The organism is Peribacillus sp. Hz7 (genome assembly GCF_042136355.1).
In the GTDB taxonomy this organism is placed as follows: Bacteria; Bacillota; Bacilli; order Bacillales; family DSM-1321; genus Peribacillus; species Peribacillus asahii_A.
Genome location: NZ_JBHHJV010000006.1, coordinates 12,219 through 37,753 on the forward strand (window position 1 = coordinate 12,219; position 25,535 = coordinate 37,753).

28 protein-coding genes and 1 riboswitch are annotated in these 25,535 nt (G+C 37.0%); of the genes, 17 read left to right on the forward strand and 11 right to left on the reverse strand.

The genetic code is table 11. From position 1 onward, the window contains the following. Positions 1-52: 52 nt before the first annotated feature. Positions 53-1,726 (reverse strand): ribonuclease J, encoded by a 1,674-nt coding sequence (locus tag ACE199_RS10325; RefSeq protein ID WP_375349676.1) that lies wholly within the window; start codon positions 1,724-1,726, stop codon positions 53-55. An 82-nt stretch (positions 1,727-1,808) separates the two neighbouring features. On the opposite strand from ACE199_RS10325, the gene ACE199_RS10330 reads away from it, so the two are divergent. The 6 genes from ACE199_RS10330 (at position 1,809) to ACE199_RS10355 (ending at position 5,786) form a co-directional block, all read left to right on the forward strand. After that, on the forward strand, positions 1,809-2,033 hold the full coding sequence (locus ACE199_RS10330) for a hypothetical protein (RefSeq protein ID WP_375349677.1): 225 nt from the start codon (positions 1,809-1,811) through the stop codon (positions 2,031-2,033). 339 nt (positions 2,034-2,372) lie between these two features. Then, positions 2,373-3,146, forward strand: coding sequence for a carbon-nitrogen hydrolase family protein (locus ACE199_RS10335; RefSeq protein ID WP_375349678.1), 774 nt, complete (start codon positions 2,373-2,375; stop codon positions 3,144-3,146). A 272-nt stretch (positions 3,147-3,418) separates the two neighbouring features. After that, positions 3,419-3,646, forward strand: a complete 228-nt coding sequence (locus ACE199_RS10340; RefSeq protein WP_127760953.1) for a YozE family protein — start codon at positions 3,419-3,421, stop codon at positions 3,644-3,646. 268 nt (positions 3,647-3,914) lie between these two features. Next, a complete protein-coding gene (locus ACE199_RS10345; protein ID WP_127760952.1) occupies positions 3,915-4,622 on the forward strand; it encodes a hypothetical protein in 708 nt (235 codons plus the stop codon). A gap of 65 nt (positions 4,623-4,687) precedes the next feature. Further along, positions 4,688-4,858 carry a YozD family protein gene (locus ACE199_RS10350; protein ID WP_119118782.1) on the forward strand — a complete coding sequence of 57 codons (171 nt, stop codon included), beginning with the start codon at positions 4,688-4,690 and terminating at the stop codon, positions 4,856-4,858. Positions 4,859-5,027: 169 nt separating this feature from the next. Then, positions 5,028-5,786: a sporulation protein gene (locus ACE199_RS10355; protein ID WP_375349679.1), complete on the forward strand. Its 759-nt coding sequence runs from the start codon at positions 5,028-5,030 to the stop codon at positions 5,784-5,786. Positions 5,787-6,398: 612 nt separating this feature from the next. Here ACE199_RS10355 and ACE199_RS10360 read toward each other — a convergent pair. Beyond that, positions 6,399-6,557, reverse strand: coding sequence for a DUF1540 domain-containing protein (locus tag ACE199_RS10360; protein ID WP_375349680.1), 159 nt, complete (start codon positions 6,555-6,557; stop codon positions 6,399-6,401). Positions 6,558-6,866: 309 nt separating this feature from the next. On the opposite strand from ACE199_RS10360, the gene ACE199_RS10365 reads away from it, so the two are divergent. Beyond that, on the forward strand, positions 6,867-7,346 hold the full coding sequence (locus tag ACE199_RS10365) for a hypothetical protein (protein WP_375349681.1): 480 nt from the start codon (positions 6,867-6,869) through the stop codon (positions 7,344-7,346). Positions 7,347-7,444: 98 nt separating this feature from the next. Here the strand turns inward: ACE199_RS10365 and ACE199_RS10370 are convergent, their stop codons facing one another. Genes ACE199_RS10370 through ACE199_RS10380 form a run of 3 tightly spaced genes read right to left on the reverse strand, consistent with a single transcriptional unit; the run spans position 7,445 to position 9,303 of the window. Further along, entirely contained in the window at positions 7,445-7,870 is a 426-nt protein-coding gene (locus tag ACE199_RS10370) for a 2Fe-2S iron-sulfur cluster-binding protein (protein WP_375349682.1), read from the reverse strand. Next, positions 7,870-8,718 (reverse strand): family 1 encapsulin nanocompartment shell protein, encoded by an 849-nt coding sequence (locus ACE199_RS10375; RefSeq protein ID WP_375349683.1) that lies wholly within the window; start codon positions 8,716-8,718, stop codon positions 7,870-7,872. The genes ACE199_RS10370 and ACE199_RS10375 overlap by 1 nt, the downstream gene beginning before the upstream one ends. A 24-nt stretch (positions 8,719-8,742) precedes the next feature. Continuing rightward, a complete protein-coding gene (locus ACE199_RS10380; protein WP_375349684.1) occupies positions 8,743-9,303 on the reverse strand; it encodes an IMEF encapsulin system ferritin-like cargo protein in 561 nt (186 codons plus the stop codon). A gap of 215 nt (positions 9,304-9,518) precedes the next feature. Here ACE199_RS10380 and deoD point away from each other — a divergent pair, with 215 nt between their 5' ends. The 3 genes from deoD to ACE199_RS10395 all read left to right on the forward strand — a co-directional run bounded on the left by deoD (position 9,519) and on the right by ACE199_RS10395 (position 13,001). Beyond that, positions 9,519-10,226, forward strand: a complete 708-nt coding sequence (gene deoD / locus ACE199_RS10385) for a purine-nucleoside phosphorylase (protein ID WP_375349685.1) — start codon at positions 9,519-9,521, stop codon at positions 10,224-10,226. 297 nt (positions 10,227-10,523) lie between these two features. Continuing rightward, positions 10,524-11,987: a lmo1851 family serine protease gene (locus ACE199_RS10390; RefSeq protein WP_375349686.1), complete on the forward strand. Its 1,464-nt coding sequence runs from the start codon at positions 10,524-10,526 to the stop codon at positions 11,985-11,987. Positions 11,988-12,134: 147 nt separating this feature from the next. After that, entirely contained in the window at positions 12,135-13,001 is an 867-nt protein-coding gene (locus ACE199_RS10395) for an LCP family protein (protein WP_375349687.1), read from the forward strand. Between the two features lie 258 nt (positions 13,002-13,259). Here ACE199_RS10395 and mtnK read toward each other — a convergent pair whose 3' ends face one another. Both mtnK and ACE199_RS10405 read right to left on the reverse strand, forming a co-directional pair. Next, positions 13,260-14,465, reverse strand: a complete 1,206-nt coding sequence (mtnK, locus tag ACE199_RS10400; RefSeq protein WP_375349858.1) for an S-methyl-5-thioribose kinase — start codon at positions 14,463-14,465, stop codon at positions 13,260-13,262. Between the two features lie 79 nt (positions 14,466-14,544). Next, a riboswitch (SAM riboswitch) is annotated at positions 14,545-14,672 on the reverse strand. 84 nt (positions 14,673-14,756) lie between these two features. Continuing rightward, positions 14,757-15,539 (reverse strand): carbon-nitrogen family hydrolase, encoded by a 783-nt coding sequence (locus ACE199_RS10405; RefSeq protein WP_375349688.1) that lies wholly within the window; start codon positions 15,537-15,539, stop codon positions 14,757-14,759. Between the two features lie 100 nt (positions 15,540-15,639). Between ACE199_RS10405 and ACE199_RS10410 the strand changes: the two genes are divergently transcribed. After that, entirely contained in the window at positions 15,640-16,824 is a 1,185-nt protein-coding gene (locus tag ACE199_RS10410) for a pyridoxal phosphate-dependent aminotransferase (protein ID WP_375349689.1), read from the forward strand. A 113-nt stretch (positions 16,825-16,937) separates the two neighbouring features. On the opposite strand, the gene ACE199_RS10415 is transcribed toward ACE199_RS10410, so the two are convergent. Beyond that, positions 16,938-17,912 (reverse strand): DMT family transporter, encoded by a 975-nt coding sequence (locus ACE199_RS10415; RefSeq protein ID WP_375349690.1) that lies wholly within the window; start codon positions 17,910-17,912, stop codon positions 16,938-16,940. A gap of 8 nt (positions 17,913-17,920) precedes the next feature. After that, on the reverse strand, positions 17,921-18,580 hold the full coding sequence (locus tag ACE199_RS10420) for a GntR family transcriptional regulator (protein WP_375349691.1): 660 nt from the start codon (positions 18,578-18,580) through the stop codon (positions 17,921-17,923). Positions 18,581-18,722: 142 nt separating this feature from the next. On the opposite strand from ACE199_RS10420, the gene ACE199_RS10425 reads away from it, so the two are divergent. After that, a complete protein-coding gene (locus ACE199_RS10425; protein WP_252282489.1) occupies positions 18,723-19,649 on the forward strand; it encodes a CobW family GTP-binding protein in 927 nt (308 codons plus the stop codon). Between the two features lie 57 nt (positions 19,650-19,706). Here the strand turns inward: ACE199_RS10425 and ACE199_RS10430 are convergent, their stop codons facing one another. Next, on the reverse strand, positions 19,707-19,952 hold the full coding sequence (locus tag ACE199_RS10430) for a DNA alkylation repair protein (RefSeq protein WP_375349860.1): 246 nt from the start codon (positions 19,950-19,952) through the stop codon (positions 19,707-19,709). A 321-nt stretch (positions 19,953-20,273) separates the two neighbouring features. Between ACE199_RS10430 and ACE199_RS10435 the strand changes: the two genes are divergently transcribed. The 5 genes from ACE199_RS10435 to ACE199_RS10455 all read left to right on the forward strand — a co-directional run bounded on the left by ACE199_RS10435 (position 20,274) and on the right by ACE199_RS10455 (position 24,902). Beyond that, positions 20,274-21,227 carry a YncE family protein gene (locus ACE199_RS10435; RefSeq protein ID WP_375349692.1) on the forward strand — a complete coding sequence of 318 codons (954 nt, stop codon included), beginning with the start codon at positions 20,274-20,276 and terminating at the stop codon, positions 21,225-21,227. Positions 21,228-21,233: 6 nt separating this feature from the next. Beyond that, the gene (locus ACE199_RS10440) at positions 21,234-21,926 is read left to right on the forward strand and encodes a response regulator transcription factor (RefSeq protein ID WP_375349693.1); all 693 of its coding nucleotides are present in this window, start codon (positions 21,234-21,236) and stop codon (positions 21,924-21,926) included. Next, positions 21,919-23,328: a sensor histidine kinase gene (locus tag ACE199_RS10445; RefSeq protein WP_375349694.1), complete on the forward strand. Its 1,410-nt coding sequence runs from the start codon at positions 21,919-21,921 to the stop codon at positions 23,326-23,328. Before ACE199_RS10440 ends, ACE199_RS10445 begins: the two co-directional genes overlap by 8 nt. Before the next feature lie 22 nt (positions 23,329-23,350). After that, positions 23,351-23,737 (forward strand): FixH family protein, encoded by a 387-nt coding sequence (locus ACE199_RS10450; protein ID WP_127760932.1) that lies wholly within the window; start codon positions 23,351-23,353, stop codon positions 23,735-23,737. A 409-nt stretch (positions 23,738-24,146) separates the two neighbouring features. Continuing rightward, entirely contained in the window at positions 24,147-24,902 is a 756-nt protein-coding gene (locus ACE199_RS10455; RefSeq protein WP_375349695.1) for a CAP domain-containing protein, read from the forward strand. A 56-nt stretch (positions 24,903-24,958) separates the two neighbouring features. On the opposite strand, the gene ACE199_RS10460 is transcribed toward ACE199_RS10455, so the two are convergent. Further along, on the reverse strand, positions 24,959-25,423 hold the full coding sequence (locus tag ACE199_RS10460; protein ID WP_252282483.1) for an Hsp20/alpha crystallin family protein: 465 nt from the start codon (positions 25,421-25,423) through the stop codon (positions 24,959-24,961). Between the last annotated feature and the right edge of the window lie 112 nt (positions 25,424-25,535).

A 25,535-nucleotide genomic window follows, 5' to 3' on the forward strand; every position in this document is an offset into this window, starting at 1 on the left:
TATGTATCAATACATAAAATGGATAGGTAGCTGTAATGGCAGCCAGTTCTTGTTAAACTTCGATAATAATTGGAAGAATCATCGGCTTTTTCTTCGTTTGACTATATACATATTGTCCAACGGATTTTTTAATACTTTGTTTCATCACATTCCATTGATATCTGTTCGCTTCTTGTAAGTCGTTAACAGTTGTTTTAACAAGTCGATTCACTTCTCTTAGAAGCTCCTCCGAATCTCGTGCATAGACAAAGCCGCGGGAAATGGTGTCAGGGCCAGAAATGATTTTTCTTTCCATTTTACTAAGAGTAACTACAATGACTAGCATGCCATCCTCGGAAAGCTGTTTACGATCTCGTAACACGATATTCCCAACGTCACCAACACCTACACCGTCTACATAAATATTCCCAGAAGGTATCTTTCGAGTTTGACGAGCAGCTTGGTTGTTAATGTCAATAACATCACCATTATTAATGATAAATGTATTTCCTTGCTCCACGCCAACTGATTCAGCTAATAAACGGTGATGATGCAGCATCCTAAACTCGCCATGAATTGGAATGAAATATTTAGGTTTCATTAGCGTAAGCATCAGCTTTAATTCTTCTTGATAGGCATGTCCAGAAACATGCATGCCTGTTACACTTCCAGATCCGTAAATCACGTTAGCCCCTAATTGATATAAGTTGTCTACAATACGCGAAACACTTCGTTCATTTCCCGGTATCGGACCGGCCGCTATAATAACTGTATCCTGAGGTAGAATGTCTACATCCCGATAATTTGAGCTAGATAGACGGGAAAGGGCGGCCATCGGCTCCCCTTGGCTTCCTGTGCATAGGATAGCTACCTTTTCAGGAGCCATTTCGTTTACTTGCTGCGCTTCAATTAGCATCCCATCAGGAACTTGTAAATAACCACGTTCCATCGCGACAGAGACGACATTCACCATCGTTCGACCAAGCAATGCAAGTTTTCGATTTGTCTTTTGTGCAGCATCTACTACTTGTTGAAGGCGATTAACATTAGAAGCAAAAGTAGAAATAATGACTTTCCGCTCGGCTTTCCGGAAGGCTTCTTCAATATGGCCGCCTACAAGTTGTTCCGATGGAGAAGAACCAGGGCGTTCAGCATTCGTACTTTCGGATAATAGAACTAACACACCTTGTTTGCCGATGTCAGCCATTTTATGAATATCCGTATACTGATTATTCACAGGAGTTAAATCGAATTTGAAGTCCCCAGTATGGACGACGACTCCTTCTGGTGTATGGAAGACAATGCCTAGACAATCGGGGATACTATGGCTAGTTCTAAAAAAGCTTACACCGGTCTGTCCAAAATTAAAATGTGAATCTTCATCAATTTGAATCAGTTTGCTATCTCGCAGCAGTCCATGTTCTTTTAATTTTAATTCAATTAAACCAAGTGTAAAGCGTGTAGCATAGATAGGTACATTTAATTCTTTTAGGAAGTAAGGGATTCCCCCTATATGATCTTCATGTCCATGTGTAACAATTAATGCTTGGATTTTATTCTTATTCTCTTGTAAGTAAGTAATATCAGGAATAATTAAATCGATGCCCAATAAATCTTCATTTGGAAATTTAGAGCCGCAATCAATAATAAAGAGATCGTTTTCATATTGAATCACATACATATTCTTACCAATTTCATTTACGCCTCCTAAGGCGAAAATAGATAATCGATTCTCTTGTATAGTCAAATTTATACCCTCCTACTTTCAATCGTTATTCTTACTATTTCCTTTTACAATTCTTTTATCAATGGCATTGTGGATATAATTTATGAAAGCTACGCAAGCTATGGCTAACTTCCATATTGCAGAACTAAATAGGAAAGCACGAAAGACAAGGAGAGTGGCTGATTTAATGAAAGAAATACATCAAACAAGATATTGTGAAACTTGTGAAAAGGAAACAGAACATGTTGTAAGAGAAGATGCAACGGAAATAAGCTATATGTGCAATGAATGTCACCATGAACAAGAGATTATTAAAAACTTTTTTTAGCTGGTCATAATATTTTATCTAAGTATATGTACGCTCAACCACCTAATGGTGTACCCATAGCTTAGGCGGAAATGGGCAGCATGTTAATGTATTACGGAGGGGGTTTTGTTGACTTTATTCTCATTTGGATATTTCTTTCACAATGGTTTAAAGCAACACGACCTTAAGCAATTATTTTTAATGAAAACGCCGCTGAATAGCAGGCGTTATTTTTATGTTATTCTTTTATATTCGTATAACGTAAAACGAAGAGCAGTCAGTCAAATTTATTTTTTGATGTATGAAATAGTTTCCTAGTTTAAAATAGTAGTAGTTTCAGTAAACGGTTTATCGAATGGAGTGACTATATTGAAGAGAGTAAAGATTGCCCTATTGCATTTATTGCCGATTGCAGGGGATATAAGATATAACCAAGAATTGATTGAACGTTCTGTAAAGCTTGCGTCCAATAAAGAAGTAGACTGGATTATTACGCCTGAGCTTAGTGTAAGCGGATTACAATTTCGGCATAAGATTGGAACAGATTGGATTGAATGTCAACCAAATTCATGGATGAACAGTTTTTGTCAATTAGTAAAATCTATCGATACAACAGTCTTTCTAGGTAGTCCTGAAAAAGGGGAAGATGGGAAGTATTATAATTCAGTATTTGTGATTGATTCAAACGGTCAAATAATAGGGAAGCAAAGAAAGATTAATGTTTTATCGGATGGTTGGTCTACAGCCGGTAAAGTGATTGAGCCGATTACAATAGATGATATACACGTAGGGATTATGATTTGTGCAGACGCTTATACAACCAATGTTGCTGAGCGATTATATCAGAAAGGTGCAGAAATCATTATAGCACCGGCTTCATGGGGACCAGGGTTACATGGTCCGAATGGAGAATGGGAGCAAAGGTCCATTGAGACAGGATTGCCCATTATCGTTTGTAACCGTACGGGAGAAGACGCAACCGTTAGTTTTTGGCAAGCGGAAAGTTCGCTTATCAAAAATGGTGAACGGGTGTTCACTCATCAATCCAAACAATCAGCTATTATCACGTTTGAATGGAATCTAGAACAACAACAATTACATTCCGCTCAGGTAGAGGTTGATTATATAGAGTAAGAGACTGAATTCAATGATTAAAAGTAATTGGATGTTTGGCTGACAACAATTTTATTAATTAATAATAACCTATAGAATGGAAAGGTTTTTATATAATGGCTATGCTGAAAGATGTGTGTAACCGCGGTTTCAAATGATGGAATGATTAACAATTATGATGTGTAAATTCTATATAAAGGTAATTTTGGAATCGGGTTAAAAAGTGTAGACGTGCTCTGAGAGTTTCGATATAGTAAAGCAACAATCATCTATTTGAAGAGTGGGGAATGAATATGAAGTCGTTTTATACATTTCTAATGACTTATCGACAACCGAAAGAGGTTGATGCAATTACTAAATTTGCTAATCATGCTTTTTTGGATCATAGTTTTCCAAAGCAATCGGTTGACTATGATGAGCTAAGCCGCTATTTAGAAATGAATGTGGATTATTTAGAAAGTATGTCTGTTTTTGATGAGGCATGGGATATATTCATGCAATCCGAAGAAGGGCTATGGTGAAATGTCCTATAGAGGAAGAGCTATTTTAAAAGCCTCTTCTTACTATAGCAGATGAGTAATTTGGCATCGCTTTATGTTAAATGTGCTGAACTCTCTATCGTAATTACGAAGAAAGCGCAGTCTAAAGGTTGAAAGCACAATCTTTAGATTGCGCTTTCTTTATGTGTAATTTGGGAGAATGCCTACCTTTTTCTATTAACGTCTATCCTTATTGAAGCATATACTTTAGTAATTACTCGGTAGGGGACCATTTGAGGAGATGTCGCTGATGGGAAAGAAAAAGGAGCCGAAGTTTAAGGTTGGTGATACAATCATCATCAAAATGTATGGGACAGTCGGTAAAATCACAGATGTAAAGTTTCTCGATGGTACTTATGTATATGAAGTAAACTACAGCGATGGACTTTATGTGGAGAGTACCCTGGAGCATATTGATGATTATGATGGAGAAATTGTTTTTGAGAAGGAACAAATTAATATTGAATATAAATTTTTATTAGGCGATTTAGTACAAGTCGATGGGTATGAGTACGATTACTTTAAAATTGTTGGTTACCGGACAGAGATTTGGCGTTATAAAGACAGCGCTTGGGAAGATGTCATTTACGAATTAACGCGGATTTCTGACGGAGAATGGCTTGAGGCACATGAAGAGGAAATGACATTAATAGCTGATGCCAAGCGAGCAGAAGCGATTATTCAAAAATTAGAGATATTATACTCTGCACATAAAAAAGAAAAAGAGCAGCCGAAGCTAAATAATCCTCGTAAAGGTGAGAGGAATAAGAAAATGACAACTAAAGAGCAAAAACAACATATTGATGGCTTGTTAGATTTATATAATGATTATAATCGATTATTTAAAGAATTTGGTGATGATGAATATCAGCATATTATGAATATTGCTCTTGGGAAAATTCGTAGAGCAGCTGAAGAGTTGTACCCGAATCGTAAGAAAAAGAAAACGAACTCTTAGAAATAGTAATTTTATGAATATTCGTTTAGCAATTATCATAGAACTTGTATGGAGGGGGCGATGGTATGCGAGAAATTGAGGTTATTATTGATACAGAAGAAATTGCAGAATTCTTTTTTGTAGAATTGCTGAAAAGAGGTTATGCTCCAACAGAGTTAGAAGCCGAAGATCTTGCTGACATCACATTCGATTATTTAATCCAAAAGTGCATCATTGATGAGGAATTAGAAGAATAATCGATACCGAATTCCTTACTTTTCATAGAATACATGACGGCGGAGTAATCCGTCGTTTTATATTGAGGTATCCATTTGACACAGTTTTCTAACAAACGACTAGACATGCTTTAGAAGTATTCATTTATAATAAAGATAGTTTATATTCTATAAAGTAGGAGTGATGAGGATGTCGGTTTTTAATAAGATGTTAGCGAGTATAGGTATTGGCAATGCAAAAGTGGATACGAAGTTGGAAAAAAGTCAATATACGCTTGGGGAAACAGTTTCAGGAGTCATTGACGTTCAAGGTGGAACAGTTGAACAGAAAATTGACGAAATTTATTTAACGCTACATACGAATTATGAAGTTGAAAACGATGATCATACGTATCAAAAGACAGCGACCATTAACCGGTATTTAATTACTCAACCTTTCGTAATTGGACCAAATGAAACGAAAGAAATCCCTTTCAGCTTTCAACTTCCATTTGAAACACCTCTTACTTACGGAAAGACAAAAATTTGGATTAAAACAGGAATGGATATAAAAAATGCCATCGACCCTACGGATCAGGATTATATTAGAGTCGTGGCCAATCCACTAATTGATTCTGTTTTACATGCTGTAAAGGAATTAGGGTTTCGATTACGAGAAGTGGATTGTGAGGAAGCTCCTTTTCGTTTTCGTACATATGCGCCTTATTTTCAAGAATTCGAATTTGTACCGGTTAGCGGAGCCTTTCGCGGCCGCTTAAAGGAGCTTGAATTCGTATTTTTTGTGAAAAATGATCAGGCGTTAGAAGTATTAGTCGAATTGGATCGTAAGTCTCGTGGTTTTGCTGCGTTGTTTGGCGATAGTGAAAAGAATGTTCGTTTATCTTTAACAAGTCATGATATTCCGAACATGAAGCATAGAATCAATGATTTTTTAATTCGATATATTTAATTTATGTAGTAAAGGAAAATCCGAATCATTCGGGTTTTTCTTTATTTTAGGTTATGTTAAATGATATTGATAAAAAAACTCCTTTTGTGAAAAATTGTTATTAATAAATCGATGCAGTGACTTTATATACATATACAGTTCTAAAAGGGGGGGAACATGATATGTTAATGGTGTGTCACAAGCATGTTAAGGAAGGATTAAAACGTCTTACTATTCCTCATGTGAAAAAAATCAAAGATTGTCACCGTTCTTGTCTGTATTGTAATAGAAAAGCCGAAATAAAAATCTTTTATTCTATGCCTTTTTTTAATATGAAAAAATTCTATGAACATGAATAATGAAGGGTAACCTCAAAATAGTTACCCTTAGAAAATTAAGCAAAAGCTTCTGGTATGAATGTTTTGTAATCTGTTTCTTCACTGATTGGAGATTGGATACTTGTTTGCCCTTATGACCTACAAAGAACATCTGGAGCTGTAGTATCACACCTCATGTTATCGTATAACATATTCGAGGTCATTGATACTTACTTTATTTTTTGAATGTAACATAGAAGATTTGATAGCAGAAAATAAAAGTTGTTGTTAACTGATGAAATCTTAGAGGTATTTTTTATGAACTAGAAGGTTCAAAGGTTTTACAGCCTGTTTCTTCACTTTCAGATGTTTGTCTCTTCTCAAGGTTTCCTACATAAATTAAATCAGCCGTACATTTATTTCCTTGTTCCCAGTTTTTACAGCTATTTACTTCGCATAATACGCCATGTGCCATATTATTCACCTCCTTTTAAAGTGGATGTAATCTTTTAAGATTTCAGTTATTAATTATTCTCTCTTATTCCCTCAAACCCTTCTTGGTGTTTACATTTTTTTATATAAAAAGTTATGATAACGCAATGGACTGTTATTGTATAGGAGGGTAAAGGAATGATACAAAGGGGCTAGCAGAGTTTATTGGTAAAGATAAAACTATGTTGGAAAGAATCCTATGTATCATGAATAAATATAAATTGACAATGATTCTCATTATCTATAAAATTGAAAGTAGACATATATCAGATATTTTTTCGGGGGGAACAACATGATTAACATGCTATATGGGTTGAAAGATATTCATACTGTTATTTCAAATCACCGTAAAATAGGCGGAGCCGCAGAAGCAGACATGATAAGATTAACTTCTGGTGAATCTTATCAAAATCCTGTGTTTATAAATGTTGATATCTCCAAAGGTCACTATGTTTCCGTATGTTTTATGGATGAAGAGGGAACAAACATTATTGCACATGTTGATCAAATTGCTGTAATAAAAGGATTGCAGCATAAATTGATTTGTCAGCTGAATAATATGCATGTGAAACAATTATTGCTGCAGGATACCATGCAATACTTACAAAAATTATGTGACGTAAATGCCGGTTTCGTTACCCATACTTTTAAGCAAGAGGCGTTAAAACTTGTCAGGGATATTAGTATAAAAGAATTGAAAAACCACAATATTGTCCTTCCGTTTCCACTTGAAGAAAAGTTAATTCATATAAACAAACGCTTATTTGCATGAAAAACAAGGTCCTATAAGGAACCTTGTTTTTTTGTACGATTAGAATTTATATGAAGCGGACAATAGTAAAGATATGAGAGCTCTCAAATCCATAACCTTTACGTACATCGACTTTCGCCATTAGGGAGATAAGTTTGTTTTTCTAATAAAGGAATTTCTGCCTGGCAAGCCAATCGAAGACCGTTGTTTAACGTTTTCTTTAGCTTTTTTTGCTCTTTTTCATTTGGCTCAGATAATCCAGGGCCATCCTCAATAATTTTTACTGTACATAATCCACAAGTTCCTTTTCGGCATTTATATTGCAATGCCTTTCCCTGGTTTAAAGCAACATCTAGTAATTTCCCTTCCGCAGGCTGAATTTCAAATCTGTTTTCATGTTGCTGAACAATGATGTTGTTACGGCTGCAAATTTGTCGACCGGATGAATCAGGTTTTACAAGTTGCTTTTGGATTGTACGCTTTTGAATTATACTTCCTGGAATAAGGGAGCCGACAGTCCATGCTCTTTTATTCATTGATACCATTAAGTCTCAGGGTCTTCCAGTGTGCAAATTGCGGATGGGCGTTTAATCCGTAAAACAACTGTTTCATAAACACGGAATGGATGATTCATTCCTTCTTCTCCCAGGTGAACTGTATCAAAGTCTTCTGACACGGCAAGATCCAAATTGTTTTTCCCTGTATTGACAAGAACTCCCGTTTTTCCTTTTAAAACTGGTGATTGGAAGACCCCATCTGTAACAAGTTCCCGAACATGTTCAATTTCAAGAACGTTTGTATCCTTATGTACACGATGCAATAATGAATATAGCTCTGGTGAGAGCACAAGGGCAAACGGTCCATTATGCTTCATCTCAAGTAATTTATTCCTTGCGTCCACTACATCCTGAAAGGCATTACCTGATTCATACCAATTTCCAAGTAATTGTGTCAATCGACCTTTAACATTCATAAGTCCGGGAATTTCAAATTCCTTTGACCCATGAAAAATCATCTGATCTTCTAATAAAGCAACATCACGGGCTGCATTTGCAGCTACTGAAAAATCTATCGGGATATCTAACACTTTCGCTTGCTCCAAATCACGCCAGTATAAAACGAAATCTTTATAAAGCAATGGGATGGTATAATTTACTCGTTTGCTAGATTCAATATTCAGATCAAATGATCCCTGGAAATCCATTTTTGCTTCATAGTTTTCCATAAAAATATCATTAAAAATACTTTGCATTCCTTTTCCAAGAGGACCGTACAGTTCGATAAAACGGCGTCCAACCAACTGCCTTCTTACCGAATCGATTACCGTTTGGTCTAATTGTGAGAATTCTTGATCTGTTAGCGGTGAATCTGGAAATAATTCATACTTACTCATTCTTCCTTCCTCCTTTTCTATTCCTTACAATAAACTTCCCACAGTAAATCCTTTTTTTCTTTTAGACTGGGTAACTACTGTTGGAGAAACAGGCCGCGCTAAATGATCATGATGTTCATCATGATGCGCATGTGGGTCAACGTAGTCATGGTCAAATCGTGTATTGATTTCATTTAACAATTCTTTGACCTGTTGATAATCTCGATATGAAACAACTCTCAGTTCGTTTAATAGAGTACTTCGTTCTGTATCAGTAAATCGAAAAAGTGCTAAATCAAGGTGCTCAACGAAATTGTGTAATCCGAATTTTTCCAGATTTAATTCTTGCAAAAGGCGATTGAATTCATTGTTCGTGGGTGTGAAATCTTTCTCGTCTTTTTCTTGTTCAAATTTACTTATTAGTGGAATAAGTTCTACTAAACGCGATAGTCGTTGTTCTTCTTCTTCGTAAATATGATGATAATACAGCCGTTCATGATCATCGCTGGCATTTTGAATGACAGGATTTAGCATATTCATAAACTTTTCAATTGCATCTTTGGTCGTAGTGAAAATTTTGAAAAAAATCTTTAGTTCCTCTTTCAATTTCTTACCCTCCTGATGTCCGATATAATTTCCATTATTATCCTTTAAAGGTGAATCTTATACCTTTTTTAGATGTTAAAATATTGTATAGGGTGTTTCTACTTTTAGGGGGAATTTTAGAAAGGTAACATCAACGAGGCACATATTTTTTTACGTAAGAATTATATGTTATAGTATGTAAATGGATAATTTTTTCATTAGAGGAGGATATAAGAATGAGTGTACATATTGGAGCAGCGCCAAATGAAATTGCCGAAACGGTTCTTCTTCCAGGAGATCCATTGCGTGCGAAATATATTGCTGAAACGTTTTTAGAAGATGCTAAGCTTTATAATGAAGTGCGAAATATGTTCGGCTATACAGGCACCTATAAAGGAAAACGTATTTCTGTTCAAGGGACAGGCATGGGCGTTCCTTCAATTTCTATTTATGTGAATGAATTAATCAGTAGTTATAATGCTCAAAAATTAATTCGCGTTGGTACAGCTGGTGCGATTCAAAAGGATGTAAAGGTGCGCGATGTGATTTTAGCGATGAGTGCTTCGACTGATTCACAAATGAACCGCTTAACGTTTGGCGGTATTGATTACGCACCAACAGCGGATTTCGATTTATTGCGTAAAGCGTACGATGCAGGTGTGGCGAAAGGGTTACAGTTGAAAGTAGGAAATGTGTTTACAGCTGATCATTTTTATAATGATAATAGTGATTTAGAGAAGTGGGCGAAGTATCAAATATTAGCAATTGAAATGGAAACGGCTGCTTTATATACATTAGCTGCAAAGTTTGGTCGTCAAGCATTGTCTGTTCTTACGATCTCTGATCATATTTTAACAGGAGAAGAGACGACGGCTGAGGAACGTCAAACAACATTCAGTGATATGATTGAAGTAGCGCTCGAAGCTGCGATTCAGGAAGCGTGAAATTGTTATTCTACACTTAACGGGTAGTAAGACTCCCACTAATGAAAGTTTTACTTTATAAGGCGAGCATCTATAAATAGCCTTAACTTTGCTTTGTTAAGTGCGATTTTTATAGTGCTCGTTTTTGTTTAATCAGGATTTATAGCTGTTAATATAAAAGTTTTGATACCTAACCTTTCTAAAGGCACGGTGTTTATAAGCTCTGCTCATAACTTATAATTTCCGTTTCACAATAAAACTGATAAAATAGGGGTATTGTTATACATAGCAGTGATACATGAAAGTGGTGAAGTATGAATGCAAGAGGAAAACAAAGAACATCGAGAAGAGAAAGATTCAGGAAGATATTTCAAAATTAAAAAGTTTCCCTTGATTATGGGGGGGTTTTTGTTAATCTTCTTAACGGCAGGTATTACAACGGTTGCTCTCACATTTGGGGATGAAAAAGTGCAATCTATCGCTCCGAGCCAATATCCTCAATTTGAAAAATTGTATTCGACGTATGATACGATTAAAAAGGAATATTATCAGGAAGTTGATGATGAAAAACTCGTAAATGGTGCGATTGCTGGTATGCTTGAAGGACTGGAAGATCCATACTCTACTTATATGGACCAGGAGGAAGCAAAAAGCTTCAATGAAAGTATTTCTTCTTCTTTTGAAGGAATTGGTGCTGAAATCCAAGAACAAGATGGAAAAATTATGGTTGTGTCACCTATTAAAGGATCACCAGCTGAAAAAGCAGGTGTGAAGCCGAACGATATCATTATGAGCGTGGATGGTAAAAGCATAGAAGGCTTAAGTTCTACTGAAGCGGTTCTGAAGATTAGAGGGGAAAAAGGGACAAAAGTTGAGCTGACGATTTCTCGAGAGGGAGAAGCGAAGCCCGTATCGATTACAATCGTCCGAGATACAATTCCAGTTGAAACCGTCTATTCAGAAATGCTCGACGATGGGATTGCGAAAATTGCTGTGACAAGCTTTTCAGAGCATACAGTTGATGAATTAAATACGGCTCTTGATGAAATGAGCAAGAAAGATATGAAGGGCTTAATTTTAGATTTGCGCGGTAATCCTGGTGGACTTTTACCAGAGGCTATAAAAATGGCCAGCATCTTTGTGCCAAAGGGTGAAATTGTGCTGCAAATCGAAGATCGTAATGGAAATAAAGAGATTCATAAATCGGAAAACGATGGTGAGTTCACATTACCAGTCGTTGTGTTAATTGATGATGGAAGTGCGAGTGCCTCTGAAATCGTAGCCGCAGCGGTGAGTGAATCAGCGAACATTCCATTAATTGGCGTGAAGTCATTTGGTAAAGGAACTGTACAAAATGCTCAAGATTTCAAAGATGGCTCGAATTTCAAATTCACTTCTTATAAATGGTTAACACCGGAAGGAAATTGGATTCATAAGAAGGGGATTAAGCCAGATATTGAGGTCAAGCTGCCCGATTATGCAAGTCTTCCTTATATTTCACCAGATGAGGCCTTAAAAGTATCGGATGCTTCAGCAGAAGTGAAAGCAGCTGAAGATATGTTAAAAGAGCTTGGTTATAATCCGGGAACGGTTGATACGGTCTTTGATGAACAAACAAAGGCAGCGGTAGAAAAATTCCAGCAGGATCATGAGTTGAAAGTAACAGGTATCATGGAAGATAAGACGACGGTTACATTAATGCAAGAACTACGCGACAAAATTTTGAAGAATGACACGCAAGTGAAGCGGGCTATAAAAGAGTTGAAAAAAGAAATGAAATAAAGTGCAATTTCACTTAGCGAGGATCTCGCTATTAAGGTGAGGTTAAGGGGAAGCTTAGTAACGCTAAATCAGTTACTAAGCTTTTTCTGTATTAGAAGGAGGACTTTTGGGGAAAATATGGATAGTTTTGAAGCCGAGGTGACGATAATGAAAAGAAAGGTATTGCTAATCTGTGCACTCTTTACGATGTTAGCTGGTTGTGTGGCTTCACCTATACCTAATATAGAACGAAACCAACATATGGATTCGAAAAAAGAAACGGCCAAAACATTTCTTTTAATTGGTGTGGATTCTCGTGGAGAAGAGGATTCGCGTGCAGATGCGGTCTTGCTTGCCCGTTATGAGCCAAAACAAGGGCAGATTAAGTTAGCTTCTATTATGAGAGATAGTTATGTGAAAATTCCAGGGTATGAAAAAGGATATCATAAAATTAATGCGGCTTATTATTATGGTGGAAGCGAGTTAATGAAAAAAACGATTTTAGAGAATTTTAACATCAACGTAGACCATGTTGCAGTCATTGACTTTCAAGGATTTGTTAATATAGTGGACTTAATTGCACCAGACGGGCTTACTGTAGATGTTAAACCAGAGATGATTTCAGACATGAGCATTGCAGCGAGCAGTGGAGAAAATGTGTTGCATGGGGAGCAGATTTTAAAGTATGTTCGTTTTCGCCATGATAATGAAAGTGATTTTGGTCGTGTTGAACGACAGCAAGAAGTGTTGGTGCAGTTAAAAGATCAGTTAATTCAGCAGCTGTCTAACGTGGATGGAATTGTTGCTTTACCAGGGATGATTGAAGAAGCGCTGACATATGTAGAAACAGATATTGGAATGAAAACGATGTTTGTATTAAGTTCCCAAGCGATGTTTCACCCTGTCGATTCGATTAAGACGTTGCGCATTCCTGTTAATGACAGCTATACAAACGAAATGTATCCGCATGCTGGTGCCGTTTTATCTATAGACTTTGAGAAAAATCAACAGGCTTTACAGGAGTTTTTTGAGTAAGTCCTGTTATATGAGATACGTGTATGACTACGATGTTTTCGCGATAACGTATAATCTATATAAAAGAGGCTGCTTAGAAGCAGTCTCTTACTACAAACTAGGGAATATTGTCGCGATAGTTCGGACTAATCATTCTATTTTCTGTATGGAATTAAAGATTAATACATCCCGTAATGCTTGTTGATTTAAAAGGGTAATATAGGAATCATTTCATTGCACCAAGCAAGACAAAGTTGTTTGGGTCATAGTTAATCTTTTTTAAAGAGTTGAATAGGAAGAGCAAGTTACTTGTTTTACTAATTCAATAACAGTTGGAATATCCAGTGTGCTGCGATTTTTTACTAAGTGAGTTCCAATGATAAGCGCGTTTGTTTTAACGTTAATTCGTTGGTCCATATTAGCAATTCCATCTAAATCGATTACAGGTGAAAGTCCGCTTGCTCTTCTAATTAATTCCCAGCCAGCAAATCCAAAGCTGTCCGCTTTCGCTTTTTGTAAAACATAAGATAATAGGCCATCAATGTTTTTAAATTCATCATGGTTTTCATTACTCCATAATGTTGAATAAGTGCCTGTAAAAGTTGACCAAAATGTCTGAATATGAGAAAGAATAATCTCTTGATCCGCTTCTTCACGTGTAACAGCTTGGAAAAGGAGATTAGCAATAAATTGTCCTGCATCAAAGCCGATTGGACCATAGAAGGCAAATTCAGGGGCGATGACTTTTGTTTCGCTTTCGCTTGCCAAAATGTGTCCTGTATGTAAATCGCCATGCAATAGAGCTTCTTGTTCGCTCATAAATATTTTTTTCAATTTTGCCACTTCTAGTTTTAATTCATGGTCGTTCCATAACGTTTCTACAATCTCGGATAATTCCACTTCATAGTCGGTTGGTGTATGCTCAAAGAATGGGCCGGTAAAGATGGGGTTTTCTGTAATTTTACACAGTTCTGGATTTGTGAAGGCACGTGCGATTTCTTTTTTTGTCGTTGATTCTAAGTAATAGTCGGATGTGTAAAATAAAGTTTTGGCTGCATATTCGCCAATATGCTGTGAAATAAGAGGATAGCTTTCGCCTTCAATAAGACCAGTGCGAGCAATCTTTACATGTGATAAGTCTTCCATGACCGTAATGGCAAGCTGTTTATCTGCATAATACACTTTTGGGACATATTCGGGACAATAGCTTCCGAATGTAAGTAAGGCATCTGCTTCAATAGCTGCTCGTTTTAATGTAAGCGGCCAGCTTTCACCTAGCACTTTTGCATAGGGAACAGCTTGTTTAATAATAACCCCTTTATTAGTTGCGTTATCTGCGACATGAAAAACATAATTGAACGTGCCAGCTCCAATTTTGCGGCAAGTTAATGTCGCGTCTTTATCTAATAATTCTAGCTTTTGTATGAGTGCAATCGCTGTTTCATTCGTTAATAATTCGAACGAGCCTTGTGTTTGTGTCAATATAATCCCTCCAGATTATCGTTTAGGCAAGTAAAAAACCTCTTTCCATTTAAGAAAGAGGCTTTGAAATGATGATTCAAACCTCTTATCTTTCAGAAAGAATTCTTTCTGATGGAATTAGCACCGTGCCTTGCGGATTATTTCTCCACATATTGCGGTCGGTTGCTGGGCGTCATAGGGCCATATCCCTCAGCCTGCTCTTGATAAGAGAACGTATATTTTTCATTTTTAATAAATTATAGTTAGCTTGGAAAAATAATAACAATATTCCTAAAACATTGTCAATATAAAAAATTAATAAAATTCCGGACGTCGGTCGGCAAACACAGGAATTTTATTACGCACTTCTCGTACTTTAGTAAAATCAATAGTTCCTGTTAAGATTTCGACCCCTTCACCTGCTTCATTAATAATCTCACCCCATGGATCAATGATTAATGAATGTCCGGCAAATATGTTATTCGGATCTGAACCTGTTCGATTAACGGCTACCACATACGCTTGATTTTCAATTGCACGGCTAATTAACAGCGCACGCCAGTGATCTAATCGAGGTTTCGGCCATTCTGCTGACACAAACAATACTTCTGCTCCTTTTGTAGTATGTGCACGAAGCCATTCAGGGAAGCGGATATCGTAGCAAATGAAGCCGGCACACAGTTTGTCATCAAATGTAAATAAACCATCCCTTTCACCAGGTTGCAGGAAATGATGTTCATCCATCAATTGAAATAAGTGAAGTTTATCGTAATCTTTGACGAATTCTCCTTTATTATTAATCATAAGCATTGTGTTATAAATGCCGTCGTTTGTTTTTTTTGCGATGGATCCTCCAACGAGATGTACGTGATATTTCTTGGCGATTTTTTGTAAAAATGAAATCGTTTCTTTTGCTTCCACGTCGGCGATTTCTTCTAAGCGTGTTAAATCATATCCGGTAGTCCATAGCTCTGGTAAAATGAGGACATCCGGCTTCGATTGAACAGCCTGCTCAATAAGTTGTTCTGCTGCTGTATAGTTTGTTTCCGGTTTTCCAAAAGCAATATCCATTTGAATACAGGCAATGTTCCAGTTCATAATTTATACCTCCACAGTTTGAAAAAGTTCTTTACAACATTATCATAAACATATATCATTTTTGATTATAATTTCAAGAAATTTCAGAGAAGGTGCACGAATGTTTCAATTTGAACAATCCGAATTATTAAAAACATTACCGAAACAATTTTTTGCCTCGCTTGTTGCGAAAGTTAATAGCATTCAAGCGCAGGGACATGATGTCATTAATTTAGGACAGGGAAATCCAGATCAGCCAACGCCAGAACATATAGTGAAAAGTTTACAAATAGCTGCAGAGAAACCGTTGAATCATAAATATTCTCCGTTTCGCGGTCATCAATATTTGAAGGAAGCGGCTTGTGCTTATTATGAAAGAGAGCATGGAGTAGTGTTAGACCCTGATACAGAAGTTGCAATTTTGTTCGGCGGAAAAGCAGGGTTAGTAGAGCTTCCACAATGCTTATTAAACCCAGGTGACACGGTACTCGTTCCAGACCCGGGATATCCAGACTATTTATCAGGTGTTGCATTAGCGAAAGTGAAAACAGCATTTATGCCATTATTGGAGGAAAATGACTTTTTACCTGATTACGCAAGCTTAGACCGTGAAATTGTTCAACAAGCGAAAATGATGTTCCTTAATTATCCGAATAATCCAACAGGTGCAAGTGCTACGGCTGAATTTTTTGAGCAGACGGTTGCAGTTGCGAAAGAACATTCGATGTGTGTTGTGCACGATTTTGCTTATGGAGCGATTGGTTTCGATGGAGAAAAGCCGCGCAGTTTTTTACAAACAGAAGGGGCAAAAGATATCGGGATTGAAGTATATACTCTGTCTAAAACATATAATATGGCAGGCTGGCGAGTAGGCTTTGCTGTTGGGAATAAAAGTGTGATTCAAGCACTGGAACTGCTTCAAGATCATCTATATGTAAGTTTATTCCCTGCTGTTCAGGAAGCGGCTGCAACAGCATTACTTGAGTCACAAGATTGCGTCCGTGAATTGGTGGCAACATATGAAGGGCGCCGTCGTGTGTTTATCGATGGGCTACGTTCAATCGGTTGGAACGTAACGGCACCGAAAGCTTCGTTTTTTGCTTGGCTTAAAGTTCCAGAAGGGTTCACTTCGGAGAGCTTTGCAGATTATTTATTAAATGAAGCTCACGTTGCCGTTGCACCAGGAAATGGCTTTGGTCAATTTGGTGAAGGCTATGTCAGAGTCGGGTTACTTACTTCTGAAGAAAGACTTCAAGAAGCCGTGAAACGAATTGAAGCGCTAAAGTTATTTACCATTAAACAATAAAAGATATATACCTAATTTTCTTATTGTGAGCAACAAGCTTAATAGAGGAGGGGGCACTCCAAAAATGGGTGCCCCTTTCTACTTTAATCTATAGAGCATTTCATCGATTTGCCTTATGATTTCGCGAATTGATTGTTTGTAAGTTTCGTTGTTTTATAATGTGATACATAGCTATGGAGAATCATGCCCATAACAATGATGAACATACCAGTCCATGATAAAAGGGAAGGGAAGACCGTTGATAGTAATAGGACCTCTCCAACAACAGTGAACAAAACTTCAAGCGATTGAGTCGCTTCAACAGCAGCTAGTTTTTGCATATTCCCTCTGACTAAATCGGTCGCTTGAAAGAACAGTACCGTCGCTAATACGCCGGAAGAGATGGCAACGAGCAAAGATTGAGTCGTTTGTTCAATACTAGGTACGCCTACTGTAAACAGCCCATAAAGAGAAAGGATAAACCAAAAAGGCAGACTTGCCAATGTCATGCCTAATACTCGTTGATAGGCATCTAAACGTCCCATACAAAGATCCATCATTTTTCGATTTCCTAGTGGGTAGGCAAAGGAAGCAATAATGACAGGAATGATTCCTAATAATACGTGTTTTAACGAAATAGAGCTCGCGTGTTCAAGCTGCATAAGAGCAATACCGAGTAAAATAATAAGCGACATCAATAGTCCACGAACCGGTATTTTTCCTCTTACTTTTTTGGAACCATTCGGTGTTGTAACTGTTAAAAAGAAAAGTGGTGCTAGCAAGGAACCAGAAATAATCGTAATTTGCCATGTGCTTGCAGTTAGCCATCCTGGTGCGAATGCTGCAGCAAAGCAAATTGGTGCATAAAATAACCCAAACCCGATAGAGGACCATAAAATCCACTGCCCCCAATGTTCTTTCATATTTTGAAAGAGGGGGCGTATGTTTTTTCTAGCGATGACAATTGCTAATAAAAAGGGAACCATGAAAAAATATCGTAGTGAAGCACTCCAAATCCAACTTCCCCCCGATAACTCCATTGCTCGATTTAAAATAAACGTCACGGAAAAAAAGAATGCTGCACAAATACCTAATATAATTGGACGCATCGGACACCTCAATCTTCCTGTGGATGTAGTAATATTCGAAGACTTAACCAGTTTTCCTCCACAAGACTAGCGGCCGTCTCGCTATCTTTTTGGCGACAAGCTTCAATAATTTTTTGATGCTGTTCGAATGATTGAATACTTTTTTCAGAATTAAATTGTGCGATTTCTAAACGTTGGATTTTTGGAACAATCGGTTCGAGCGCTCGAATGATTTCTGGATTGCCAGCAACATCTAAAAATACATTATGAAATAATTCATCTGCTTCGATTGCTTGAATAATATCTTTTTTCTGTGCGAATTGTAGCAATGTTTTATTCGTATACTCTAATTCATCAATATCTGATTCTTTCAATAATGGAACCGCTAAACGCGCAGCTAAAGCGTGTAGCGCTGCTATTACCGTTACGCCATGTTTTGCCTCCTCTATGTTTAATGAAGCGACCCGAGTTGAAGACCCAGGAATAGATTCTACCAGCCCTTCGTCCTCTAGCCGTTTAAGGGCTTCGCGAACGGGGGTCCGGCTAATTCCAAATTCCTCTGCTAATTCTTTGTCATTGAGACGCTGCTCAGGTTGCAGTTCAAGCAAGGTAATCGCTCTTTTTAACGCAAAATATACTTCATCACGAAAGGACAGTCGTTTAATTGGTTTAAAAGTATCATTTTTCATAAAACCAATATATCGCATTTTGGTTTTATTTACAATATTTATCATAAGAATACAATAGACTATGCTGCTAGCACTTTGGTGGAAATATGATACACTTTGTACGATAAAGTTTATTTTTGTGAAAGATAAGGAGCAGAGTACAATGAAAGAGACAGAAGTATACATATTAGGTGGTTTTCTTGGAAGCGGGAAAACGACATTATTACGAAATATTTTAAAGCAAGAAAATGAAGCAGGTCGAAAAGTAGCTGTATTGTTGAATGAGCTTGGCAGTGTGTCGGTGGATAGTGGACTCATTGACGATGATGTTCCATTAAAAGAGCTATTTGGCGGCTGTATTTGCTGTACGATTCAAGATAAATTGGAAGTGCAGCTTCATGAATTATTAACAGAAAATGAGCTGGAAGCAGTTTATATTGAAACAACAGGTGCAGCTCATCCGGTTGAAGTATTAGATGCGATTATGTCTCCGCTTTTTGCTGAGAAACTCGCTTATAAAGGCATCATTACAGTAGTAGATTTATTAAGATGGCGAGATCGCGAGCAGTTGTCCCCACAACTGCGTCAACTGTTAGTAGAGCAAATTCATCATGCGGATTTTATTTTGCTGAATAAAAAAGATTTAGTGACTGAAATGGAGGCAGCTCAGCTTCTGTATTCGATTCAAGCTCTCAATGGGGATGCAGTATGCTTATTAACGGAGCAAGCGGAAGTGTCCATTGCTTCGCTTCAGCAGTTAAAAAGAAAACAAAGCCATCCACATCAAGAACTTGATGTGAATCACCATTTACATTTAAGCGCTATCGTTTATTCGTTTGAAGGAGCTATTAAGCAAACGGACTTTGAAGAGTGGATGAGAAGCCTTCCTGATACCGTTTATCGTATGAAAGGATACGTAGCTTTTACTCATTCGCAGTATCCATACTTATTTCAATATTCGTATGGCATGCCCATGTTAATGAATGAAATGATGAAGATGCCGCTTAATATCGTGATTATCGGTGAAAATGTGCAGAAAGAGCAGCTTATTTCTGAGTTGAAGGAGTTAGAAAGAAAAGCGAAGAATTAAACAATAATAAAGTTCAGATGATTTTTTGAGGCTGCCCTTGGGTAGCCTCGTTTGAAGTTACTGACTGCGCTGACCAAATGCAGCAAATGTTTTTTCATCTTCAATTAAGCCGCAGGCAGCACATTGAACGCGTACGTCAGGACCATTATAGGCAAGATGAAAAGGTTCGATGGTGTCATTTGAGTATTGGGCAACAATTTCACCAGAACGTGGATCTTTTTTAACCGGCGTAGCTACTTGTTGAATAAGATTAAATCGTGATTTATTAGTACGGCAATTTGGGCAACAATAAACTTGAGACATGCACATCCACTCCTTTTTGATTGTAGTATTTCCTCTCATTATGTTGAATATACCGCACGTATTGATAGAGAAAAGAGATGATATAATTGAAAGAGAATGAATGTAGACAGGATGAGTTATTAACTTCACACTTTTTTCACAACTTATCGGTACAATGTAGCGTAATCATCGTTTTGTTCCACATTTAATAGCAAGTCAACAACCTTACCTCAAGAGTATGAGGAAATGAAGAAGATAGATGAGAGGGACAAGTGCTCGTATTAGTTTAATAATCATCAGTGGGGATGAAGAAAACCCCACTGTTATAAAGGAGCTGATAAAATGAAGCAAGTACTTTTTCTTTTATTTGCTGCCTTACTGCTCACTGGGTGTAACAGTGTGACTTATCCGAAGATTGAGCACGATCAACCTTTTATTGCAACGGTAAATATTAAAGATACGAGTCTTACTTTTTTAGATGAACAGTATAAACATCTAGCCGATTGGGATCTCAGTGTCCCTTTTATGGGCGGACTGCTGCTCGAAGATGGAGATACGTTGCTGCTTTATGGAAAAGATATGGATTCGATTGAAGTTTTTTCATTAGAGAAAGGAAAACAAATCGATAGCTGGGAAGCGAAAAAAGGTATCGTTAATATGAAACTGCTTCAGGATGGAAAGAGTATCGTTGCGGTGAATCAATCTTTAAACAATGTTTCTTTCTATAATGAAGAGGGACGAATAGAAGATCAAATTAAAGTGGGGAAAAGTCCGATGACGCTCCTTCAAGATCATCAGCAATTATATGTAATTAATTTTGGTGAAACAAAATTGTCAGTTATTAATTTATATACAAGAAAAGTAGAAAGAGACTTTGTCATTCAAGCATCTTCTACAGGTGCTTTATTAAGAGAAGAGCAGCAAGAGATTTGGATTGGCGGTCATGGGGCAGGAGCGAATATGGAGGAAAATGTCCGTGTTTATTCAACGGAAACAGGAGAATTAAAACGAACGTTAAATACGCCGATAATGCCCATTAATATTATGGAGAATGCGGCTGGTATTTTCATTTTAAGTCATGGTTCAAACGCTCTTTACAAAGTAGATGAAACGTATAAAGTTGTGAAGAGTACGACAGTTGGGGTCAATCCATTTGAGATGATGACTGTTCATGATGATATATTGATTGCGGGATATGATAACGATGAGCTCTATGTGATGGATTCAAAGTCTATGAAGGTAAAACAAACAATTAAGGTGGGCAAAGGTCCGTTTCAAATGATTAGCAGGGAGTAGATGTGCATGAGTGATTATACCGTTTTGGTCGTTGATGATGAAGAAGATATGCGAACCTTGATAGAAATGTATTTACTCAATTCTGGATATCACTGCCTTCAAGCACAAGATGGAGAAGAGACCATTCGCTGTTTAGAACACACAACAGTAGATTTAATCTTATTAGATATAATGATGCCGCAAAGAGATGGCTTTTTAGTTTGTGAAGAGATTCGACGGAAATCAGATGTACCGATTATTTTTGTTAGTGCTAAAGGAGAAGAATGGGATAAAGTGAAAGGACTCAAGCTTGGAGGAGATGATTATGTTGTTAAACCATTTAATCCAGGTGAATTAATGGCTAGAGTAGAAGCAGTGTTAAGAAGAACAGGCAAGAAAGCACCGTTATATACGGAGCAAGATGTGGTGATGATTGGGAAAATTGAAGTGAATCAGAAAGCAAGAACAGTGACAATTAACGGCCAACTGATTAATGTGACCTTAAAGGAATTTGACTTGTTGCTTTTTTTAATGCGGCATAAAAATCAAGCACTCAGTCGGGAGCAATTACTAGAGCATGTATGGGGCGGGAGCTATGGTGGTTCTTTACGAACGGTGGACACTCATATTAAAACATTAAGAATGAAGTTAAAGGAAGCGGATTATATTCAAACGGTATGGGGAATTGGTTATAAAATGGGAGATGAGCATTTTGCGTAAAATCAGATCTTTGTCATTTAAGCTCTGGTTCACCATTATGAGTGCCGTTATTCTATCTGTTGTCTTTGCGTATTCTCTATCACAATATTATTATAAAAATTTATATGTTGAGAAGGTAAAGAGTGACCTTATTTATGAAGCTTCTTTACTCGCTGCTGATTATGCAGGAGGTAAGATTACGGAAGAGTATAAGCGAAACATTGAATGGTTTAATAGCAAAAATGAAAGTGAAACATTCGTTGTGAATAATCCCCGAGAATTGAGTGCGTGTTTGCCGTTTGATATTGATTATAATACATTGATTTCTGAAGAAGAGCGACAAATGCTTCTTGAAGGAAAGCCGATTGAAAAAGAAGGGTATGAAGAACGATTTGAAAAAAATATAGTAGCGGCCATTATTCCGCTAACCGATGGAGACCGATTAGAAGGAATTATTTATACGTATATTCCTGTTAACTCGATTACCGATTTAATTCATGAGTTTGCAGTAAAATGGATTGTGACTGCGATTTTATTTATGCTCATTGTTATGCTGCTGACAACAAAATGGTTAAAGAAGTTGATTCACCCGATTCGTGATATGGAAGCAGCGGCACATCAAGTATCTAACGGTGATTATTCGATACAAGTTCGAGTTACAAGTGATGATGAAGTAGGTCAGCTTGGATATGCTTTTAATAAAATGGCCCAATCGATTCATTTAGAAGAAGAAAGAAAAAGAGAGTTTCTTGAAAATGTATCACATGAACTGCGAACCCCACTAAGTTATATAAAAGGCTATACACAAGCCATTCTTGATGGTGTCATTAAGGATAAAGAGGAAGAAAGAAAATATCTTCAGCTTATTTCGAGGGAAACATTGAGGATGCAGCATCTCGTTGGTGATTTAATGGAGTTAACGAAAATGGATCGTAAGCAAGTTGTGCTACAGGAATCCCCGATTGCCTTTGCCCAGTTTATAGAGGACTTTGTCGAAAAATATGAACAAGTGATTCAAGACAAGCAGCTACAGTTACAGATGGAGTTAGATCCAGATCCTATTATTATGGGTGAAGAGCGCAAACTTGAACAAATTCTTCAGAATGTATTGGATAATGCAATTCACTACACGAATGCAGGTGGAGTTATTTCTATTATATTAAAGCAGAATAAAGAAACATGTGAATTAAGCATTGCTGATACAGGTAGAGGTATTCCACAACAAGATCTTCCTTATATCACGAATCGTTTTTATCGTGTGAATAAAGCAAGAAGTCGTTCAGACGGTGGTTCGGGGTTAGGATTAGCTATCGTTAAGAAACTAGTAGAATTACAAAAAGGTGAACTAAAGATAGAAAGTGAAGAGGCTGTTGGCACGAAAGTGTATGTAACATTTCCAATGATTCAAAGTGAGTGGTTGTAGACTAAAGCAGGGGGCATGACGAATGAGAAAAATAATCGTTTTATTTTTAACTGTTCTTATTGTCTTAGTTGGATGCGGCAAGGAAGAAGAGGAGCAGCTTCCAAAGATGTTACATGTAGAATTAGAGATAACTCCTGAACTAGCAAAAGTGAATGAAACGGTTATCTTTCAAGCAAAAGTAACGTATGGAGATGAAATCGTTACAGATGCCGACGAGGTAAGCTTTGAAATTTGGCGTGAAGACGAGGAGGAAAGTGAAACGATTCCTGTCAAGCATAGTCAAGATGGCGTGTATAAGCTTGAAAAAACATTTAAAGAAGAAGGAACATATTATGTATATGCCCATGTAACCGCACGAAACTTGCATACAATGCCAAAACGAGAATTTGTAATTGGAGCAAAGAATTAAATAAGAGAAGAATAAAGTAAAGGGTCTGGTATAATACTAGATCTTTTTTGTTACGGTAATTGTAAAATAGTAATTTTTCTCGTAACTTTGTAACATTATAGTAAAGAATGTTACAAAAAGCAGGGGAATAGAAAAGTGTCAATATTGATTTTTTAGAAGGTTATGGAATAAGAAGAGAAAAACTACCATTGACAGAGAAATAGAGAACGAGAGAATAAAAATGAAAAAAACATTTAAATGGTAGTATTACGAAGGGGTTGCATCGTTTAAGAGCAGGAGAGAAATCATTTAATGCTCTTTCCTTTTGATCTGTTAATCTTTTGGAAATGGCTGGTCGTATTGTTACAAAAAAGCCATGATATGATGATTCCAGAAAGCCAAACAACAGATTGACTAGGAGGAAATACAAATGAAAAAGAAATTAATTCTATCAACAGTAGCCGCAGCAGCAGTCATGTTCTCAGGAGCTGGATTCAATCAAGCAGAAGCAGCACAAGTAAATTGCCAACCTACTAAACAGTTCACATATAAAGTAACATCACAGGAAGATGCACAAAAGTTCATTCAACAATACTTTGCTAAGTATGGTATTAAAGTACAAGGAAACGTAATTCAAGCACCAGTAAAACAATCAACACCAACACAACAAGCGCAACAGCCAACACAAGCAAAACAACAAGCACCAACACAACAACAAGTACAAAAACCAACAACACAACAGCCAACAACAAACAATAATGCTACTGCTGACACAAACAAACCAACAGCAGCTGAAACAAATACTTCAGTAAGTGCTTTTGAAAAGAAAGTAGTAGAATTAACAAACGCTGAACGTGCAAAACAAGGGTTAGCTCCACTTACATTAGATACAGAGTTAAGCAAAGTTGCTCGTGCTAAATCTCAAGATATGAAAGATAAAAACTACTTTGATCATAATAGCCCAACGTACGGCTCACCATTTGATATGATGAAATCATTTGGTATTAGCTATAAATCAGCGGGTGAAAACATTGCCCAAGGTCAAACAACACCTGAGCAAGTTGTACAAGCTTGGATGAATAGCCAAGGACACCGTGAAAATATTATGAATTCAAGCTTTACTCATATTGGAGTAGGTTATGTAGCTTCAGGGAACTACTGGACACAAATGTTTATTGGAAAATAAGATTGCTAGATTATAAGAATAGAGACCCCCAAACTGTTTGATAGTTTGGGGGTTTGTTATAGTTCTGAGATATCTATTTCCGAGTAGTTCAAATCGGAATGCTTTTGAAATCGGATTTCTAATATATTGTCTTTATATTGAACCGATGTTCCTTTTTTTCGGACAAGAGCCGGTAAGGGGATGTTATGCTTATCTCCTTCGTTTGGGATATCATGGATCATCGATTGGTTGGAAGTATGGTAAATTTTCATTTGTTTAAGCCAGCTTTCATCTTGAACTGGAATTCGAATATAGATAAATGAATGGGTTTCTAGTACATTTGCTTGGAGTGGATTTTCTGCTGTGCGGGTTCCGCTCTCTTTTGCTTTAACAGTTCCTTGATTCATCACGTCTTGCATATTGTTGGGCATCACTTCTGTGAAAACCTTCTCGATAAAGGATTGAACATCGTTTTGTTGCAAGTTTTTTAAGAAGCTGTTTTGATTTTTGGAAGATGAGAAAAGGCTGCTGAAGGGAAACATATTGAATTCCTCTTTTCGTCAGTAAAATAGTTACTTATGCAAAATATGTTATGCACAAGATGGGCGGAAGGTTCATCGTTTATAGATTTGACTATGTTAAAAATACCTCTTC